The sequence below is a fragment of the Pseudomonas sp. RA_5y_Pfl1_P24 genome (genome assembly GCF_963970945.1).
In the GTDB taxonomy this organism is placed as follows: domain Bacteria; phylum Pseudomonadota; class Gammaproteobacteria; order Pseudomonadales; family Pseudomonadaceae; genus Aquipseudomonas; species Aquipseudomonas tritici.
On sequence record NZ_CAXAOJ010000005.1, the window covers coordinates 150,891 to 169,013 of the forward strand.

Here is an 18,123-nt window from a genome sequence, read left to right on the forward strand (position 1 = left end):
GCTAGCCTCAATGTGGCTGACCGGCAGGCTCAAACTGAAGGGTATGACGGTGTTTTCGGCAGAGAGTTCGTGGTGCAAAAATGCCATCGGCGTGCTGGCTCCGACTTGTTTTCTGCGTAATGCGTTGATTTATATGGAGAAATCTCGCTGATAAAATCCGCGCATTCTTCGTCCTGAAAGCCCAGCGGTGGCGTCGGGCCGGGCAACGGCGCCCGGCCAGATTCAGCTTAGTCAGTGGCTGCCGGAATGCCCGAACCCGCCCGCGCCGCGCTGGGTTTCGTCGAACTCCTCTACCAGTTCGAAATGCGCCTGTACGACCGGCACCAGTACCAACTGGGCAATGCGCTCGCCGACGGCGATGTTGAACGCGGTCTGGCCACGGTTCCAGCACGACACCATCAGTTCGCCTTGGTAGTCCGAGTCGATCAGGCCCACCAGGTTGCCCAGCACGATGCCATGTTTATGGCCCAGGCCGGAGCGCGGCAGGATCAGCGCAGCCAAGCCAGGGTCGCCGACATAGATCGACAGGCCCGTTGGAATCAGAATGGTCTGGCCCGGCTCAAGCACCGTGTCTTGCTTGAGCATGGCGCGCAGGTCGAGGCCGGCGGAGCCCGGGGTGGCGTAGGCCGGCAGCGGGAATTCGTTGCCGATGCGTGGGTCGAGAATCTTGGCTTGCAAAGCGTGCATGGACATTAAACCTGGTTCAGCCGTTGGGCGATAAAAGAGATCAGTTGGCGGGCAATCTTGCCCTTGCTGGTCTGGGCGAAAAGGGTGGCGTGCAGCTCGCGATCGATCACGCTGCACGCGTTTTCCTCACTGTTGAAGCCGATGCTCGGGTTGGCGACATCATTGGCAACGATCAGGTCGAGGTTTTTGTCTTTCAATTTGCGTGCTGCGTAGTCCAGCAAATGCTCGGTCTCGGCCGCGAAGCCGACACTGAACGGACGGTCCGGGCGCGTGGCGATGGTGGCCAGGATGTCCGGGTTACGCACCATTTGCAGGAGCAGGCCGTCACCGCTCGTAGGGTCTTTCTTGAGCTTTTGCGGGGCGACGACTTCCGGGCGGTAGTCCGCAACCGCTGCCGAGGCGATAAACAGGTCGCACGGAATGGCCGCCTCACAGGCCGCGAGCATGTCGCGGGCGCTGACTACGTCGATTCGCGTGACCCGATCCGGGGTCGGCAAATGCACCGGGCCGGTGATCAAGGTAACGCGTGCGCCTGCCTCGACCGCCGCTTCGGCCAGCGCAAAGCCCATTTTTCCTGAGCTATGGTTGGTGATGTAGCGCACCGGGTCGATGTTTTCCTGGGTCGGGCCAGCCGTGATCAGCACATGCTTGCCGGTGAGCGCCAAGTGCTGGAAGCACTCGGCGGCGCACTGGGCCAGGTCGGTGGCTTCAAGCATGCGACCCATGCCGACATCGCCGCAGGCCTGGCTGCCGGACGCCGGGCCGAATACCTTGAGGCCACGGCTTTGCAAGAGTTGGGTGTTGGCCTGGGTGGCCGGGTCGCGCCACATGGCCTGGTTCATGGCCGGGGCGATGGCGACGGTGGCGTCCGTGGCCAGTACCAGGGTGGTCAGCAGGTCATCGGCGATGCCTTGGGCCAGGCGCGCGATCAGGTCGGCGGTGGCCGGGGCGATCAGCACCAGGTCGGCCCATTTGGCCAGCTCGATATGGCCCATGGCGGCCTCGGCCGCCGGGTCCAGCAGATCCAGGTGAACCGGGTGCCCGGACAAGGCCTGCATGGTCAACGGCGTGATGAACTCACTGCCGCCGCGAGTCATGACCACGCGCACTTCGGCGCCTTGGTCCAGAAGCCTGCGGACCAGCTCTGCGCTCTTGTAGGCGGCAATGCCGCCGCCAACGCCGAGAACGATGCGTTTCCGATACAGACGCTGCATTGGTTTGCCTTTCCAGTTCAGTGATGCCAGTTCAGTGGCGCCTGCGATGCCCCCTCCCCAGGGGAAATCGCGGCAAAAAAGAGGGCCTACGATAACACAGCGTCCGCGAGGCAACAGCGGTGCACGTGGCGCACAGGACGCATATGGAAAGGGAGGCGGGATGAGTATTCGCGATTGGCCAGCAGCAGAGCGGCCGCGAGAGAAGCTTTTGGAATGGGGCGCAGCGAGCCTGTCGGATGCCGAGTTGCTGGCGATCTTCCTGCGTACCGGGGTCGCTGGCAGGAGCGCGGTGGACCTGGCGCGCCATCTGTTGGCGCAATTCGGTGGCTTGCGCCCATTGTTGGAGGCCAGCCAGGCGCTGTTCAACCAGCAATTGGGCCTTGGGCCGGCGAAATTTGCGCAGTTGCAGGCAGTGCTGGAAATGTCCCGGCGACATATGGCCGAGCGCCTGCGTAAGGATTCGGTGCTGGAAAGCCCGGTAGCCGTGCGTGATTACCTGAAGGCTTTGCTGCGCCATGAGCCTCACGAGATCTTCGGTTGCCTGTTTCTCGACTCAAAACACAGGGTGCTGGGTTTCGAAGCGTTATCCCAGGGCACCATTGACGCGGCGATGGTTTACCCCCGGCAAGTGGTCAAGCGCGCCTTGGCATATAACGCGGCGGCATTGATTCTGTGCCACAACCATCCTTCCGGCAGCGCAGAGCCCAGTGCGGCTGATCGAAAATTGACCAAGTTGCTGCAAAAGGCCTTGGAAGTAGTGGACGTGCGGGTACTGGATCACATCATCGTGGGGGATGGCGATCCGTTGTCGATGGCTGAATATGGGTGGATGTAAGCCCGCCCATTGGGGCGGGCTTGGTTGTCAGGGCTTGATGCTGACCTTGGAGAAATCCTGGCGCCCGAACGGGCTCACCTGATAGCCCTCGACATTCTTGCGGGTCAGGGCAAATGCCGTAGGGTGCGCCAATGGCAGCCACAACGCTTGCTGCTGGATCTGCGCCTGGGCCTGCTGATACAGCTTGCTGCGTACCCCCTGTTCGCTGGTGGTCTTGCCGGCGCTGATCAGCTTGTCCAGGGCTGGGTCGCAGTAGCGGGCGAAATTGGTGCCGGACTTGACTGCCGCACAGGAGAACTGTGGGGTAAGGAAGTTATCCGGGTCGCCGTTGTCGCCGGCCCAACCCATGAACAGCAAGTCGTGTTCGCCGGCTTTGGCGCGGCGAATCAACTCGCCCCATTCGATCACGCGGATCTCGGCCTGGATGCCGACCTTGGCCAGGTCAGCCTGCAGCAGTTGTGCGCCGAGGTTGGGGTTGGGGTTCAGCAGGCTGCCGGTGGGGCGGGTCCAGATAGTGGTCTTGAAACCATCCTTGAGCCCGGCACGGTTGAGCAGCGCCTTGGCCTTGGCGAGGTCCTGTGGATAACCGGGCAGCTCTTTGGCGTAGCTCCAGGTGTTGGGCGGGAAAGGCCCGTTCGCGGCTTCGGCAGTGCCTTCAAACACGGCCTTGAGGTAGCTGCCCTTGTCGAAGGCCAGGTTGATCGCTTGGCGTACTTCGGGCTTGTCCAGGGGCGGGTGCTGGGTGTTGATGGCCACGAAGGCGGTCATGAAGGCGGCGGTTTTCTCCACCTTGAGCGCCGGGTCTTTTTCGGCCTCGCCCACGTCCAGCGGCTTGGGCGAAAGGGCAATCTGGCATTCATTGCGGTGCAATTTCTGCAGGCGCACGTTGGCGTCAGGCGTGATCGCGAAGATCAAGTTATCCACAGCCGGTTTGCCGGCGAAGTAGTCCGGGTTGGCCTTGTAGCGCACCACGGCGTCTTTCTGGAAGCGGCTGAAGATGAACGGCCCGGTGCCGATGGGCTGGCTGTTGAGCTTCTGCTGCGTGCCGGCCTTGAGCAGTTTGTCGGCGTATTCGGCCGGGTAGATCGAGGCAAAGCCCATGCTCAGGGCGGCGAGGAAGGTGGAGTCGGCGTGATCCAGGGTGAAGCGCACGGTCAGCGGGTCGAGAGCGTCGATCTTCTTGACCAGTGCGGGCAACTGCAGCGACTGCGCATGGGGGAAACCGCTCTGGGCGATCTTGTGCCAAGGGTTGGCCGGGTCGAGCATGCGTTCGAAGCTGAAGCGCACGTCTTCCGCGGTCAGTGTACGGCTAGGGGTGAAGTATTCGGTGCGATGAAATTTCACATCCGGGTGCAGCTTGAAGGTATAGGTCAGGCCATCCGCTGAAACGTTCCAGCTGTCTGCCAGGCTTGGCACCAATTTGCCGCTGGCCGCGTCGTAGTCCACCAGGCGGTTCATCAGCACGTCGGCTGAAGCATTGGTGGTGGTCAGTGAGTTGTATTGCACCACATCGAACCCTTCGGGGCTGGCCTCGGTGCAAACGCTCAGATTGGTGGCAGCAACAGCCGCCGGAGCGATAAATAGAGGGGCAAGCAAGAGCGGTAGGGCAGCGAGGCGCATGTTCGGTTTCCTTTGCAGATCGAAGGCCCATCTGCGAGTGCAGTCTGGAAAAGTTCTACCGTAGAGGTCTGATAGATAAATGACTAGCCCATTTTTGCCTGTGCTTTTGCCTGAAATGCTGTTTTGATGGCGCCTCAGCGCGTTCCGCCGTGCACTTCACTGCGCGCGCGGGCGCTGTAAATCATTCTGTGCGACGAGTGGTCGATTGTTACTGCGGCCCCTATTAGCAACGGTTCAGGCGTTTGCCGCCGAGATTTACGCCGGTAAAAACACACGGGCTGTTGTTGCAATAGGGTCTTTCTGGTATAAAGCAGCGCTCTTTTCTAGGGGCCCGGTTCCTTCGCTTGTAGGTGTAGCCGGTAAGACCCTAAAGAAACGCGGCGCCTGGCGCCAAATGACTGAGAGATTAAGCGGCCAACCCATGCCGGGTTGGGCATGTGGTTTTAGAGGGCTGAGGCATGTCGAGAGTATGTCAAGTTACCGGTAAGGGTCCGGTGACTGGGAATAACATTTCCCACGCAAATAACAAAACCCGTCGTCGTTTCCTGCCAAACCTGCAGCATCACCGCTTCTGGGTTGAAGAAGAGAAACGTTTTGTCCGTCTGCGCGTATCTGCTAAAGGCATGCGTATCATCGACAAGCGTGGCATCACTGTCGTGCTGGCCGAAATTCGTGCCGCTGGCAAGATTTAAGGAGCTATATCATGCGTGAATTGATTCGAATGATCTCTAGCGCCGGTACTGGTCACTTCTACACTACCGACAAGAACAAGCGTACTACCCCGGACAAGCTCGAAAAGAAAATGTTCGACCCGCGCGTTCGCAAGCACGTGATCTACAAAGAAGGCAAAATCAAGTAATTGGTTTTCTTCAATGTGAAAAAAAGCCCGTCTCTCACGATTCGGGCTTTTTTTTGCCTGCGATTTACTGATCAGGCCTTTTGTTCGAACACCACGTAGATCTTGCGGCACGGCTCCAGCACTTCCCAGGTGCCGCTGAAACCAGCCGGGATCACGAAGCGGTCACCAGCGCGCAAGGTCTTGGCGTTGCCGTCCGCATCACGTAGGACAGACACACCCTGCACAATCTCGCAGTACTCATGCTCGCTGTAGTTGACCTTCCAGTGCCCCACCTCACCTTCCCAGACCCCGGCGCTCATTTGGCCGCACGGGCTGTTGTAGTGGTTGTAGATCGTTTGCTCGGGATCGCCCTTGAGGATTTTTTCGGCAGCAGGGCGGTAGCGCTCGGCGGCGGTCTTGGCTTGGCTGAAGTCGACGATGTCCTGGATGCTCATGTGCGTTTCCCGTCTGGCCTGCGGTTGGAGAGCCCAAAGTCTATGTTTATTAAAATGAACATCGCAAGGGCGTTTACTGGCGTTATGTCAAATATATTGAAACATCCCCAGCCGCTGGTTTAGGGTGGCAGCTGCCTTGAGCCGAACAGATGGCTGGCCGGGCAAGCATTCTTTGAGGCTGCCGGGGGACATCGCCTGGCCCTCGTATTCAATAAGAGGAGGACACTCGCATGACCACCCTGACCCGTGCCGACTGGGAGCAACGCGCCAAGGATCTGAAGATCGAAGGCCGCGCCTACATCAATGGCGAGTACACCGCCGCCGTTTCCGGTGACACCTTCGAATGCATCAGCCCGGTCGATGGCCGCCTGCTGGCCGCTGTTGCCAGCTGTGACGCCACCGATGCCCAGCGCGCTGTGGAAAACGCCCGCGCCACGTTCAATTCCGGTGTGTGGTCGCGCCTGGCACCGGCCAAACGCAAAGCCACCATGATCCGTTTCGCCGCGTTGCTCAAGGCCAATGCCGAGGAGCTGGCGCTGCTCGAAACCCTGGACATGGGCAAGCCGATCAGCGACTCCCTGAACATCGACGTACCCGGCGCGGCGAATGCCCTAAGCTGGAGCGGCGAGGCCATCGACAAGATCTACGACGAAGTTGCCGCCACTCCGCACGACCAGCTGGGTCTGGTGACCCGCGAGCCAGTCGGCGTGGTGGGCGCTATCGTGCCGTGGAACTTCCCGCTGATGATGGCCTGCTGGAAGCTCGGCCCTGCGCTGTCCACTGGTAACTCGGTAATCCTCAAGCCGTCCGAAAAGTCCCCGCTGACCGCCATCCGTATCGCAGCCCTGGCCGTTGAAGCCGGTATTCCAAAAGGCGTGTTCAACGTGCTGCCGGGTTACGGCCACACCGTGGGCAATGCGCTGGCGCTGCACATGGACGTCGACACCCTGGTGTTCACCGGTTCGACCAAAATCGCCAAGCAACTGTTGATTCGCTCCGGCGAGTCGAACATGAAGCGCGTGTGGCTGGAAGCCGGCGGCAAGAGCCCGAACATAGTGTTTGCCGATGCTCCGGACCTGCAAGCGGCCGCCGAATCTGCCGCCGGCGCCATCGCCTTCAACCAGGGCGAAGTGTGCACCGCGGGTTCGCGCCTGCTGGTGGAGCGTTCGATCAAGGACACTTTCCTGCCGTTGGTGATCGAGGCCCTCAAGGGCTGGAAGCCCGGCAACCCGCTGGACCCAGCCACTAACGTGGGGGCGCTGGTGGATACCCAACAAATGAACACCGTGCTCTCGTACATTGAAGCCGGCCATGCCGATGGCGCCAAGCTGGTAGCTGGCGGCAAGCGCACCCTGGAAGAGACCGGCGGCACTTACGTCGAACCGACGATTTTCGACGGCGTGACCAACGCGATGAAGATCGCCCAGGAAGAGATCTTTGGCCCAGTGCTGTCGGTGATCACCTTCGACACTGCAGAAGAAGCGATCAAGATCGCCAACGACACTGTCTACGGCCTGGCTGCTGCGGTGTGGACGTCAGATATCTCCAAGGCGCACCTGACCGCTAAAGCCTTGCGTGCCGGTAGCGTGTGGGTCAACCAGTACGATGGCGGCGACATGACTGCGCCGTTTGGTGGCTTCAAGCAGTCGGGCAACGGTCGCGACAAGTCGCTGCATGCGTTCGACAAGTACACCGAGCTGAAGTCGACCTGGATCAAGCTCTAAGCCACACCGCAGTCCAAATGTGGGAGTGGGCTTGTGTGGGAGCCGGCTTGCCTGCGATAGCATCACCAAGGTGTGACTGACACACCGAGGCATCTGCATCGCGGGCAAGCCCGACTCCCACACAAGCTCGCTCCTACAGTTCGTTTGCAGCCCTTGAAATAATTATCCACAGGAGCGTGGACATGCGTTGGGCGACCTATTTCGCCGTCCTGGCCTCGGTGCTCAGCGTCGGCCTGGCCCTGGGCGTCAGCATGCCGCTGGTGTCCCTGCACCTGGAAAGCTGGGGTTATGGCAGTTTTGCCATCGGCGTGATGGCGGCGATGCCGGCCTTCGGTGTGCTGCTCGGTGCGAAGGTGTCCAGTCGCATGGCCTCATGGCTCGGCACCGCCAACCTTATGCGCCTGTGTTTGTGGGCAGGCGCGATTTCCATCGGCTTGTTGGCGATCCTGCCCAGCTACCCGGTGTGGCTGGTGCTACGGCTGATGATCGGGGTGATCCTGACCATCGTATTTATCCTGGGCGAAAGCTGGATCAACCAGTTGGTGGTGGAGCAGTGGCGTGGCCGTCTGGTGGCACTGTATGGCTGCACTTATGCCCTGAGCCAACTGTCCGGCCCACTGTTGCTGGGCTTGATCGGCACCGACCATGACTACGGTTTCTGGGTCGGCGTCGGTCTGTTAGTGGTGGCGCCGTTGCTGTTGCTGGGGCGTTCCGGCGCACCGAGCGCCGAGTCCTTCAGTGTGACCTTCGCTGACCTGTGGCGTTTCTGCCTGAGCCTGCCGGCGATTGCGTGGGCGGTGGCGTTATTCGCTGCGTTCGAGGCGATGATTCTGACGTTGTTGCCGATTTACTGCCTGCAACAAGGCTTTACCGCCGAAATCGCCTTGGTCATGGTCAGTACGGTGGTGGTCGGCGATGCGCTGCTGCAATTGCCCATTGGCGCACTGGCCGACTACCTGCCTCGGCGCACGCTGTTCCTGAGTTGTGCGGTGCTGTTGCTGGCGTCGAGCCTGGCGATTCCGTTGTTGATGCATACGCCGCTGATCTGGCCGATCTGGGTGTTGTTCGGCGCGAGTGCTGGAGGCTTGTTTACCCTGTCGCTGATCCTGATCGGCGAGCGTTATCGCGACGATGCACTGGTGCGCGCCAATGCCCACGTGGCGCAGCTGTGGGGTATCGGTTGCCTGATCGGCCCTTTGGTGGCAGGGGCGGGCAGCCAGTGGATCAGCGGGCATGCGTTGCCGCTGCTGATGGCAGCCGGTGCGTTGGGGTTGGTGGTGCTGTTGCTGCGCCAAGGCGCGTTCGGCGTGGCGCAACCGGCCTAATAGGTGGGAGCTGGCTTGCCAGCTCCCACAGTTGATCTCCTCTGGCTTTAGAGCATGCGTTCCAAGCCAACTGAGGTAGCGAACCACGCATTGAACCGCCGCCACCAACTGCCCGGCTCGCGGGTCAGGGTGTGCAGTTGGCCGTTATCTTCGGTCGTCCACACTATTTGGCCATCCTGCAATTTCGCCTCATAGCTCAAGTCCGGCGCCATGCCTTGCAGCGCCAGGTTACGCACGTGCTCCGCCAGCTCGGGGCTGTCGACCAACACGCCGACTTCGGTATTCCACAGCACCGAACGTGGGTCGAAGTTGAACGAGCCGATAAACGATTTCTGCCGGTCAAAGATCATCGCCTTGCTGTGCAGGCTGGAGTCCGAGCCGCGGAAGGTGCTGCGCCGGAACAGATGCGGCCCGCTGCCCGCGCTGGGGTCACCGGGCTGACGGCGCAGTTCGTAGAGCTTCACGCCGTGCTCCAGCAGCGCCTTGCGATAGGGCGCATAACCACCGTGCACGGCCGGCACGTCAGTGGCTTCCAGGGCGTTGGTCAGCAGGCTGACCGACACCCCCGCATCGGCGCGCCCGGTCAGGTACACCAGCCCCGGTTGCCCCGGCACGAAATACGCCGAGATCATCATCAGCTCGTGGCTGACCCCTTCCAGTTCCGGCGCCAGTTGAGTGGTGAGCAGCAACCGAGGGTCTGGGTCGGCCTTGGACAGCACCTTGCTCGGTGCGTCCCACAGGGCCTGGTTCCAGGCCCAGATCAGTTCGCGGCGCCAGATGTCCATGCGCGGTTGGGTCTGGTAGGTGCGCAAGCGGTTGTACAGCGCATGGTTCTGCTGGCGCGATTCGGCCAGCGACGCTTCCAGGTAAACGCGCGCGTCGGCCAGGTCGCCTTTGGACGGTGCATTGGAAACGAAGTTGTCGATAGGCTTGCTCAGGGCGCTGTTCCAGTATTGGTCGAAACTGTGGCCAAGCTGCTCGGCTACCGGGCCCACGCTGAGCATGTCGATATCGGTGAAGTTCAGGTTGGGCTCGGCATCGAAATACTCATCCCCCAGGTTGCGCCCGCCGACGATGGCCACGCTGTTGTCCGCCAGCCATAGCTTGTTGTGCATGCGCCGATGCTGCAGCGACAGGTTGAACAAGCGGCCCATGGCGCGCGTCACGCCGGTGCTGCGCCCCAGGTGCAGGGGGTTGAACAGACGGATTTCGATCTTGGGGTGGGCGGCGAGCGTGGCGATGATCTGGTCGAGGCCGTCGCTGGTGGTGTCGTCCAGCAGGATGCGCACGCGCACACCACGGTCGGCGGCCTTGAGCAGTTCGTCCACCAGCATGCGCGTGCTGATGCCGTCGTGCACGATGTAGTACTGCAGGTCGAGGCTGGTCTGGGCGTTGCGGATCAGTTCGGCACGGGCCATGAAGGCCTCGCTGCTGTTGGGCAGCAGGCGAAAACCCGAGCGCCCTTGATACGGTGCGGCCTGGGTCTGGATCGAGCGGCCGAACGACGATTGCGCGGCGGGCAGGGCGTCGCTGGGGATGCGCGGTGCAGGCACCGTGGCGCAGCCGCCCAGGGCCAGGGCTCCCAACAGGAAAAACGGGAATAGCCGTTGAATCATCAAGGGAGTTGCTTCCAGATCAGGGCGGTTGTCGGCATATGACGGCAATTTCCTGCGAAAGGTCAGTCGGCCGCCTCGGCCAGCATTTTGCTCGCGGCAGCCCCCACCTTGCGCACAGCTTCTTCAATCTGCGGCGTAGGTTTGGCAGCGTAGTTCATGCGCAGGCAGTTCCGGTACTTGCCCGATGCAGAAAAAATGCTGCCTACGGCAATCTGGACGCCTTGCTCCATCAGCACGCGGTTGAGCTTCAAGGTATCAAAGCCCTCCGGTAGCTCGACCCATAGCATGAAGCTGCCCTGGGGCCGGCTGGCGCGCGTGCCTGTCGGAAAATAGCGGCTGACCCAGTCGAGTATCAAGTCGCGATTACGTTGGTATTGGGTGCGCATCCGCCGCAAATGCGGCTCGAAGTGCCCGTTTTTCAGGAATTCGGCAATGGCGATCTGCGGTTGTGTCGCCGTGGAGCCCGTGCTGATGTATTTCATGTGCAGCACGCGCTCCAAGTATCGACCGGGAGCCACCCAACCAATGCGCAAACCAGGCGCCAGGGTTTTCGAGAACGAGCTGCACAGCAGTACACGGCCGTCTTCGTCGAAGGACTTGATGGTGCGCGGGCGCGGGTAGCTATAGGCCAATTCGCCGTACACATCGTCTTCAATGATTGCCACGTCAAAGCGCTGGGCCAGGGTGAGTAGTGCACGCTTGCGCGCCTCCGGCATGATGTAACCCAGGGGGTTGTTGCAGTTGGGGGTCAGTTGGATGACCTTGATCGGCCACTGTTCCAGCGCCAGCTCCAGTGCTTCGAGGCTGATGCCGGTGATCGGGTCAGTAGGGATTTCCAAGGCTTTCATGCCCAGGCCCTTGAGGGTCTGCATTGCACCGTGAAAGCTCGGCGAATCCACTGCGACGATATCGCCAGGCTCGCAAATGGCGTGGATACTGGCGGACAGCGCCTCATGGCAACCGGTGGTGATCACGATGTCCTCGGCGTTCAGCTGGCAGCCAGAATCCAATGACAGTCGCGCAATTTGCTCGCGCAGCTCCATACAGCCGAGGATGTTGTCGTAATACAGGCCGGGCAGGTCCTGGCGGCGGCTCACGCGGGCGAGGCTGCGCAGCAAAGGTTTCAAGGTCGGGGACAGCACATCTGGCATGCCTCGGCCCATCTGTATGACATCTTTGCGCGGCACCGCGCGAATCAGCTCCAGTACCTGGTCCCACTGGGATATCTCTACCGGTCGTTGGGCCGGGCGACCAATCTCCGGCAAGGCCGGCAGCTCGCGGCCGACGGGTACAAAATAGCCTGATTTCGGCTTGGGCATAGCGAGGCCGTTGTCTTCCAGTAACCGATACGCCTGCTGCACGGTGCTCAGGCTGACCCCGTGTTCCACACTCAAGGCCCGTACAGAAGGCAAGCGATCACCGGGGCGATAGAAGCCTTGTTCGATGCGCGTGCCCAATAATTCGGCGAGGTTCACATAAAGGGTCATGGCGGTCGCTCCTAGGGGGCCAGTACAGATGAGGCGAAAATACAGGATTCAGCCCCCCATAGGCAGTATCTGTATGGATTTAATAAAGTCGGGTTGAATCTGTATTGGTTTGTGTTGCGCACTCATGCTTGTCACTCAAGGCAACAACGTAAATGAGGGGCAGCAAAATGAACGGTATGAGCGATGTGCGGCTGGCGTTACACAGTCAGGAACTGGAGGCTGGGCATGAGCGGGCAACCGCGCCGCGCAACGTCAGCCACTGGAACCTGTTCTGGCAACGCCGTCAAACGCGCAAGGCGTTGCTGCACTTGACCCGTGAGCAACTGCGCGACGTCGGGCTGACTGCCGAACAGGCGCGCCAGGAAGGGTTGAAACCTTTCTGGCGCAACTGATTCACACCAGCTCTTTGAAGCGGTGCCAGAGCATCCCAAGCGCCAACAGCGGCGAGCGCAGGTGCTTGCCGCCAGGGAAAGTCATGTGCGGCACCTGGGCAAACAGATCGAAGCGGCCCTGTTGCTGGCCGCTGATGGCTTCAGCGAGCAGCTTGCCCGCCAGGTGTGTGGCGTTGAGCCCATGGCCGGCGTAGGCCTGGGCGTAATACACGTTGGGCTGCTCCGCGAGACGGCCGATCTGCGGCAGGCGGTTGGCGCCGATGCCGATCATGCCGCCCCATTGGTAGTCGATTTTCACATCGGCCAACTGCGGGAATACCTGCAACATTTTCGGGCGCATATAGGCGCTGATGTCCTGGGGATCACGGCCGGAATAATGGCAGGCACCGCCGAACAACAGGCGACGGTCGGCGGACAGTCGGAAGTAATCCACCGTTACCCGTTGGTCACACACCGCCATATTCCGAGGCAGCAGTTTGCTGGCCTGCGCTTCGCTTAACGGCTCGGTGGCGATGATGTAGCTGCCGGCGGGCAACACCTTGCCGCTCAGGTGCGGGTTGAGGCTATTGAGGTAGGCGTTGCACGCCAGCACCAAGGTCTTGGCGCGCACGCTGCCCTGGGCGGTGTGCACGTTGAGGTCGGGGCCGTAGTCGATGCGCGTGACCTGGGAGTGCTCGAACAGCTTCACACCCAATTGCTGCGCGGCGGCGGCTTCGCCGAGGGCCAGGTTGAGCGGATGCAAGTGGCCCGAGCCCATGTCGATCATGCCGCCCACGTAGCGCTCGGAGCCGATTACGCTGCTCATCTGGTCTGCTTGCAGCAGGCGCACCTCATGGCGATAACCGAGGCTGCGCAGTTCTTCGGCGTCTTCGGCCAGGCCTTTGAGGTCTCGGGGTTTGTTGGCGAGGTCGCAGTAACCCCATGTGAGGTCGCAGGGGATCTGAAAACGTTCGACGCGCTCACGTACGATCTCCACGGCTTCCAGGCCCATCAGCTTCATTTGGCGCACACCATCGGTGCCGATCACATTGGCGAACTGGTCCAGGCCATGGCCGACGCCACGAATCAACTGGCCACCGTTACGTCCGCTGGCGCCCCAGGCGATCTTGCGCGCCTCCAACAGCACTACGCTGAACCCGCGCTCGGCAAGCTCCAGAGCCGTGTTCAGCCCGGAAAAACCGCCGCCGACCACGCACACATCGGCAGTGACTTCGCCTGCCAACACGGGGTAATCCGGTTGCGGCACGCTGCTGGCGGCGTAGTAAGAGGCGGTGTGCCGGGCGCTGGCGGTCATGGGAGCATCCCTGTTTGGAAAATTTGACGCAGGATACAGCGGTCGGGCGAAGCTGTCTGCGCAGAGCGTTTTACGGCAGAATCCACACTTATTCGCCGTTCGGTAAATGTTTAGATGAGTTGCAACAGTCAGAAGATCAGCGCGCTGCGTCGGCAGATACCTTCGTTCGAGTGCGTCCCCGGTTGCCACGATTGCTGTGGGCCGGTGACCACTTCGCCCGAAGAAATGTCGCGCCTGCCGCGCAAGACGGCTGCAGAGCAGGACGCGGCCATGGATGAGCTGAACTGCGTACACCTGGGGCCCGATGGTTGCACGGTGTATGACGAGCGGCCGTTGATCTGTCGGCTGTTCGGCACCACCAAGACGTTGCCGTGCCCTAACGGGCGGCGGCCGGTGGAGCTGATTCACCCGCGGGTGGAAAAGCAGATCCACGAATACATGGCGAGTACCCGGCAGGTGCTGGTTTAACGGCTGGGCTCGGTCCAAATGTGGGCTGAGTCGTGTCAGTGAGTCAGTCCGGGATAGGCAGATTCAGGCTCTCCTTCACTTCTTCCATCACGATATAGCTCTTGGACTCCCGCACATGGGGCAGTTTGAGGAGGATATCGCCGAGCAGTTTGCGGTACGACGCCATCTCGGAGATCCGCGCCTTCACCAGATAGTCGAAGTCTCCAGACACCAAATGGCACTCCAGCACATGCGGCAGTTTCAGCACGGCGCGGCGGAATTCCTCGAAGGTGTCGCCAGATTTGTAATCGAGGCTGATCTCGACAAATACCAGCAGACTGCCCTTCAAGTGCTGAGGATTGAGGCGCGCGTTGTAGCCCATGATGATCCCTTCACGCTCCAGCCGGCGCACTCGCTCGGTACATGGCGTGGTCGACAGCCCGACCTTTTCCCCCAATTCCGTGAACGAAATACGTCCGTCGGTTTGCAGGATGCGCAGGATGTTGCGGTCGATCTTGTCCAGCTCCCGCTTGGTCTGGGTGTTGGTACGCATAGGGGATACGCCTCTGTGAAAAGGGTTTTTGCCGAGAATTGTCGCCAAATATAGGTAGTTATATAGTGAAATGCACTGGCAATTGTTTTTTACACTGAGCTCATCATTGCTCGAATAACACACGTCAGCGGCCATGCCCGCGATGAGGATATAAAAATGCGCGTTCTGGTCTTGGGTAGCGGCGTGATTGGTGTGACCAGTGCCTACTATTTGGCGCGGGCCGGCTTTGACGTCGTGGTGGTTGACCGCCAACCTGCCGCCGCCATGGAGACCAGTTTCGCCAACGCCGGCCAGGTGTCCCCAGGCTATGCATCGCCATGGGCCGCGCCGGGCGTGCCGCTCAAGGCCATCAAGTGGCTGCTGCAACGCCACGCACCGCTGGCGATCAAGGCCACCGCCGATATCGACCAATACCTGTGGATGGCGCAGATGCTGCGCAACTGCACCGCCAGCCGTTATGCGGTGAACAAGGAGCGCATGGTCCGCCTGTCCGAATACAGCCGCGACTGCCTCGACGAACTGCGCGTTGAAACCGGCATTGCCTACGAAGGCCGCAGCCTCGGTACTACCCAACTGTTCCGCACCCAGGCACAACTTGACGGTGCCGCTAAAGACATCGCCGTGTTGAAAGAGTCCGGCGTGCCGTTCGAACTGCTCGACCGCGCCGGTATCGCCCGTGTTGAGCCGGCCTTGGCCAACGTCACGGATATCCTCGCCGGAGCCTTGCGCCTGCCGAATGACCAAACCGGCGACTGCCAAATGTTCGCCACGCGCCTGGCCGATATGTGCACGCAGTTGGGTGTGGAATTCCGCTTTGAACAGAATATCCAGCGTCTCGACTACGCCGGCGACCGCATCAATGGTGTATGGATCGACGGCAAGCTGGAAACCGCCGACCGCTACGTACTGGCCCTCGGCAGCTACTCGCCGAAATTGCTCAAGCCGCTGGGGGTCAAGGCGCCGGTCTACCCGCTCAAGGGTTACTCGCTGACCGTGCCGATCACCAACCCGGCGATGGCGCCGACTTCGACCATTCTCGACGAGACCTACAAGGTCGCGATTACCCGTTTCGACAACCGCATCCGCGTCGGCGGCATGGCTGAAATCGCCGGTTTTGACCTGTCGCTTAACCCGCGTCGGCGTGAAACCCTGGAGATGATCGTCAATGACCTTTATCCTCAGGGCGGCGATTTGACCCAAGCTTCGTTTTGGACCGGCCTGCGCCCGACCACGCCCGACGGCACGCCGATTGTCGGTGCCACCCCGTTCAAGAACCTGTTCCTGAATACCGGCCACGGCACGCTCGGTTGGACCATGGCGTGTGGCTCCGGCCGCTTGCTGGCTGACCTGATGGCCAAGAAAACCCCGCAAATCAGCGCCGAAGGCCTCGATATTTCCCGTTATGGCAACCACCAGGAGTCCGCACGACATGTCAATCCAGCGCCAGCTCACCAATGAGCGCATGAGCCAGATCGTTGTCCACAACGGTACCGTGTATCTGGCCGGGCAAGTCGGCGACGACATGAGCGCCGGGATTGAACAGCAGACCCGTGAAACCCTGGCCAATATCGAGCGTCTGCTGGACCTGGCCGGCACCGACAAGACCAAATTGCTGTCGGTGACGATCTACCTGAAAGACATCGACGCCGATTTCGCCGGCATGAACGCGGTGTGGGACAAGTGGCTGCCCAATGGCGTTGCCCCGGCCCGTGCCACGGTTGAAGCCAAGCTGTGTGAACCGCAAATCCTAGTGGAGCTGTCCGTAGTGGTGGCGCTGCCTTAAGCAAGATCCCTCTCCCGGTGCCGATGCTGTATGTCGGTGCCGGTTTTTCTTTACTCTGCCGCCTAGAAGCCTGCCGCCATGCGTCCAGCCCGTGCCCTGATCGACCTCCAAGCCCTGCTTCACAATTACCAACTGGCCCGTGAAGTCACGGGGGCCAAGGCCCTTGCCGTGATCAAGGCCGATGCCTACGGTCATGGTGCCGTGCGCGTGGCACAGGCGTTGGGAGCCGAGGCTGATGGATTTGCCGTGGCGTGCATCGAGGAAGCATTGGAACTGCGCGCCGCCGGGATTCGTGCGCCAGTGCTACTGCTGGAAGGCTTTTTTGAAGCCGACGAACTGCCGCTGATCATCGAGCATGATTTCTGGTGCGTGGTGCATTCGCTGTGGCAACTGGATGCCATCGAACAGGCCAGACTGAGCAAGCCGTTGACCATCTGGCTCAAGCTCGACTCCGGCATGCACCGCGTTGGCCTGCATCCCAAGGATTATCAAGAGGCTTACCAGCGCCTGCTGGCCAGCGGTAAGGTGGCCAAAATCGTACTGATGAGCCACTTTGCCCGCGCCGATGAACTTGACTGCGTGCGCAGTGATGAACAAGTTGCAGTGTTTGAAGCGGCGCGCCAGGGCTTGTCGGCCGAGGTCAGCCTACGTAACTCGCCGTCGGTCATGGGCTGGCCAACTGTGTCCAGCGACTGGGTTCGCCCCGGCATCATGCTTTACGGCGCCACGCCGTTTGGTGAAGACCAGGCTGTGGCGGCGCGTTTGCAGCCGGTGATGACGCTGGAATCCAAGGTGATCTGTGTACGGGAATTGCCAGCCGGTGAGCCGGTGGGCTACGGCGCGAAGTTCATCACGCCCAAGCCGATGCGCATTGGTGTGGTTGCCATGGGTTATGCGGATGGCTACCCGCGTCACGCGCCGACCGGTACGCCGGTAATGGTGGCCGGGCAACGCAGCCAGTTGTTAGGGCGTGTTTCCATGGACATGCTGTGCATCGACCTGACTGACGTGCCGCAGGCCGGGCTTGGGTCAACGGTAGAGCTGTGGGGCAAAAATATCCTCGCCAGTGACATTGCGGTCGCCGCCGAGACCATTCCCTATCAGCTGTTCTGCAACCTGCGCCGCGTGCCAAGGCTCTATTCCGGCGCTTGATCGCCAGATACGCGTGCAACCGCCTGGGATTTAGGCCCAAGTGTTGTAAATACTGAACGCTGTCGCCATGATAACGCTCAATTACAACAAAGCCTGAACCCTAGGAGGCACCTGCATTGGACGTCGGCGAACGACTGCAATCCATCCGTAAACTGAAGGGTCTTTCCCAGCGTGAGCTCGCCAAGCGCGCGGGTGTCACCAACAGCACCATTTCGATGATCGAAAAAAACAGCGTCAGCCCCTCGATCAGCTCCTTGCGCAAGGTGCTGGGCGGCATCCCCATGTCCATGGTCGAGTTCTTTTCCGAGGAGATCCTCCAGGAAATACCGACGCAGATCGTCTATAAAGCCAATGAGCTGATCGACATCTCTGACGGCGCCGTCACCATGAAACTGGTAGGTCGGGCGCACCCGACACGGGCGATTGCGTTTCTGAACGAAATCTACCCGCCGGGCGCCGACACGGGCGAAGAAATGCTCACCCACGAAGGTGAAGAAACCGGGATCCTGGTGGAGGGTCGCTTGGAGTTGGTGGTCGGTTTTGAAACTTTTGTGCTCGAAGCTGGCGATAGCTACTACTTTGAAAGTACCAAGCCCCATCGTTTTCGCAACCCGTTCGACGTGCCGGCGCGACTAATCAGCGCAGCCACACCCGCGAACTTTTAAGAATAGAGGCGCCCTGCCAGCATTGCAGAGGTTCCC

General features: G+C 60.8%; 19 protein-coding genes. 11 read left to right on the forward strand and 8 right to left on the reverse strand.

The window, feature by feature from the left end; translation table 11 throughout:
* Positions 1–231: 231 nt before the first annotated feature.
* Positions 232–687: a dUTP diphosphatase gene (gene dut, locus AACY30_RS09675; RefSeq protein ID WP_003213270.1), complete on the reverse strand. Its 456-nt coding sequence runs from the start codon at positions 685–687 to the stop codon at positions 232–234.
* A gap of 5 nt (positions 688–692) precedes the next feature.
* Positions 693–1,901: a bifunctional phosphopantothenoylcysteine decarboxylase/phosphopantothenate--cysteine ligase CoaBC gene (gene coaBC / locus AACY30_RS09680; protein ID WP_043048060.1), complete on the reverse strand. Its 1,209-nt coding sequence runs from the start codon at positions 1,899–1,901 to the stop codon at positions 693–695.
* 160 nt (positions 1,902–2,061) lie between these two features.
* On the opposite strand from coaBC, the gene radC reads away from it, so the two are divergent.
* A complete protein-coding gene (radC, locus tag AACY30_RS09685) occupies positions 2,062–2,736 on the forward strand; it encodes a RadC family protein (RefSeq protein ID WP_339415090.1) in 675 nt (224 codons plus the stop codon).
* 27 nt (positions 2,737–2,763) lie between these two features.
* Here the strand turns inward: radC and AACY30_RS09690 are convergent, their stop codons facing one another.
* Positions 2,764–4,356: an ABC transporter substrate-binding protein gene (locus AACY30_RS09690; protein ID WP_339436652.1), complete on the reverse strand. Its 1,593-nt coding sequence runs from the start codon at positions 4,354–4,356 to the stop codon at positions 2,764–2,766.
* A gap of 458 nt (positions 4,357–4,814) precedes the next feature.
* Between AACY30_RS09690 and rpmB the strand changes: the two genes are divergently transcribed.
* Positions 4,815–5,048, forward strand: a complete 234-nt coding sequence (rpmB, locus tag AACY30_RS09695; RefSeq protein ID WP_003176907.1) for a 50S ribosomal protein L28 — start codon at positions 4,815–4,817, stop codon at positions 5,046–5,048.
* Between the two features lie 11 nt (positions 5,049–5,059).
* On the forward strand, positions 5,060–5,215 hold the full coding sequence (gene rpmG, locus AACY30_RS09700) for a 50S ribosomal protein L33 (protein WP_003176906.1): 156 nt from the start codon (positions 5,060–5,062) through the stop codon (positions 5,213–5,215).
* Between the two features lie 71 nt (positions 5,216–5,286).
* Here rpmG and AACY30_RS09705 read toward each other — a convergent pair whose 3' ends face one another.
* Positions 5,287–5,649 carry a cupin domain-containing protein gene (locus AACY30_RS09705; RefSeq protein WP_339415092.1) on the reverse strand — a complete coding sequence of 121 codons (363 nt, stop codon included), beginning with the start codon at positions 5,647–5,649 and terminating at the stop codon, positions 5,287–5,289.
* Between the two features lie 230 nt (positions 5,650–5,879).
* On the opposite strand from AACY30_RS09705, the gene AACY30_RS09710 reads away from it, so the two are divergent.
* Both AACY30_RS09710 and AACY30_RS09715 read left to right on the forward strand, forming a co-directional pair.
* Positions 5,880–7,373: an aldehyde dehydrogenase gene (locus AACY30_RS09710; protein WP_339471064.1), complete on the forward strand. Its 1,494-nt coding sequence runs from the start codon at positions 5,880–5,882 to the stop codon at positions 7,371–7,373.
* A gap of 182 nt (positions 7,374–7,555) precedes the next feature.
* Positions 7,556–8,698 carry an MFS transporter gene (locus AACY30_RS09715; protein WP_339471062.1) on the forward strand — a complete coding sequence of 381 codons (1,143 nt, stop codon included), beginning with the start codon at positions 7,556–7,558 and terminating at the stop codon, positions 8,696–8,698.
* A gap of 47 nt (positions 8,699–8,745) precedes the next feature.
* Here the strand turns inward: AACY30_RS09715 and AACY30_RS09720 are convergent, their stop codons facing one another.
* The gene (locus tag AACY30_RS09720) at positions 8,746–10,314 is read right to left on the reverse strand and encodes a phospholipase D family protein (protein ID WP_339471060.1); all 1,569 of its coding nucleotides are present in this window, start codon (positions 10,312–10,314) and stop codon (positions 8,746–8,748) included.
* Positions 10,315–10,376: 62 nt separating this feature from the next.
* On the reverse strand, positions 10,377–11,801 hold the full coding sequence (locus AACY30_RS09725) for an aminotransferase-like domain-containing protein (RefSeq protein ID WP_339540222.1): 1,425 nt from the start codon (positions 11,799–11,801) through the stop codon (positions 10,377–10,379).
* A gap of 167 nt (positions 11,802–11,968) precedes the next feature.
* Between AACY30_RS09725 and AACY30_RS09730 the strand changes: the two genes are divergently transcribed.
* The gene (locus AACY30_RS09730; protein WP_339471056.1) at positions 11,969–12,193 is read left to right on the forward strand and encodes a DUF1127 domain-containing protein; all 225 of its coding nucleotides are present in this window, start codon (positions 11,969–11,971) and stop codon (positions 12,191–12,193) included.
* Between the two features lies 1 nt (position 12,194).
* On the opposite strand, the gene AACY30_RS09735 is transcribed toward AACY30_RS09730, so the two are convergent.
* Complete coding sequence (locus AACY30_RS09735) at positions 12,195–13,487, reverse strand: NAD(P)/FAD-dependent oxidoreductase (protein WP_339471054.1); 1,293 nt, start codon at positions 13,485–13,487, stop codon at positions 12,195–12,197.
* A 114-nt stretch (positions 13,488–13,601) separates the two neighbouring features.
* Between AACY30_RS09735 and AACY30_RS09740 the strand changes: the two genes are divergently transcribed.
* Entirely contained in the window at positions 13,602–13,955 is a 354-nt protein-coding gene (locus tag AACY30_RS09740; RefSeq protein ID WP_314564404.1) for a YkgJ family cysteine cluster protein, read from the forward strand.
* A gap of 43 nt (positions 13,956–13,998) precedes the next feature.
* On the opposite strand, the gene AACY30_RS09745 is transcribed toward AACY30_RS09740, so the two are convergent.
* A complete protein-coding gene (locus tag AACY30_RS09745) occupies positions 13,999–14,487 on the reverse strand; it encodes an Lrp/AsnC ligand binding domain-containing protein (protein ID WP_003176896.1) in 489 nt (162 codons plus the stop codon).
* A 156-nt stretch (positions 14,488–14,643) separates the two neighbouring features.
* Here AACY30_RS09745 and dadA point away from each other — a divergent pair, with 156 nt between their 5' ends.
* The 4 genes from dadA to AACY30_RS09765 all read left to right on the forward strand — a co-directional run bounded on the left by dadA (position 14,644) and on the right by AACY30_RS09765 (position 18,087).
* Entirely contained in the window at positions 14,644–15,945 is a 1,302-nt protein-coding gene (gene dadA, locus AACY30_RS09750; protein WP_339540223.1) for a D-amino acid dehydrogenase, read from the forward strand.
* The gene (locus tag AACY30_RS09755; protein WP_339540224.1) at positions 15,917–16,270 is read left to right on the forward strand and encodes a RidA family protein; all 354 of its coding nucleotides are present in this window, start codon (positions 15,917–15,919) and stop codon (positions 16,268–16,270) included. The genes dadA and AACY30_RS09755 overlap by 29 nt, the downstream gene beginning before the upstream one ends.
* Positions 16,271–16,348: 78 nt before the next feature.
* The gene (alr, locus tag AACY30_RS09760; RefSeq protein WP_339456507.1) at positions 16,349–17,422 is read left to right on the forward strand and encodes an alanine racemase; all 1,074 of its coding nucleotides are present in this window, start codon (positions 16,349–16,351) and stop codon (positions 17,420–17,422) included.
* A 116-nt stretch (positions 17,423–17,538) separates the two neighbouring features.
* Complete coding sequence (locus tag AACY30_RS09765; RefSeq protein WP_339471048.1) at positions 17,539–18,087, forward strand: cupin domain-containing protein; 549 nt, start codon at positions 17,539–17,541, stop codon at positions 18,085–18,087.
* Positions 18,088–18,123: the final 36 nt, after the last annotated feature.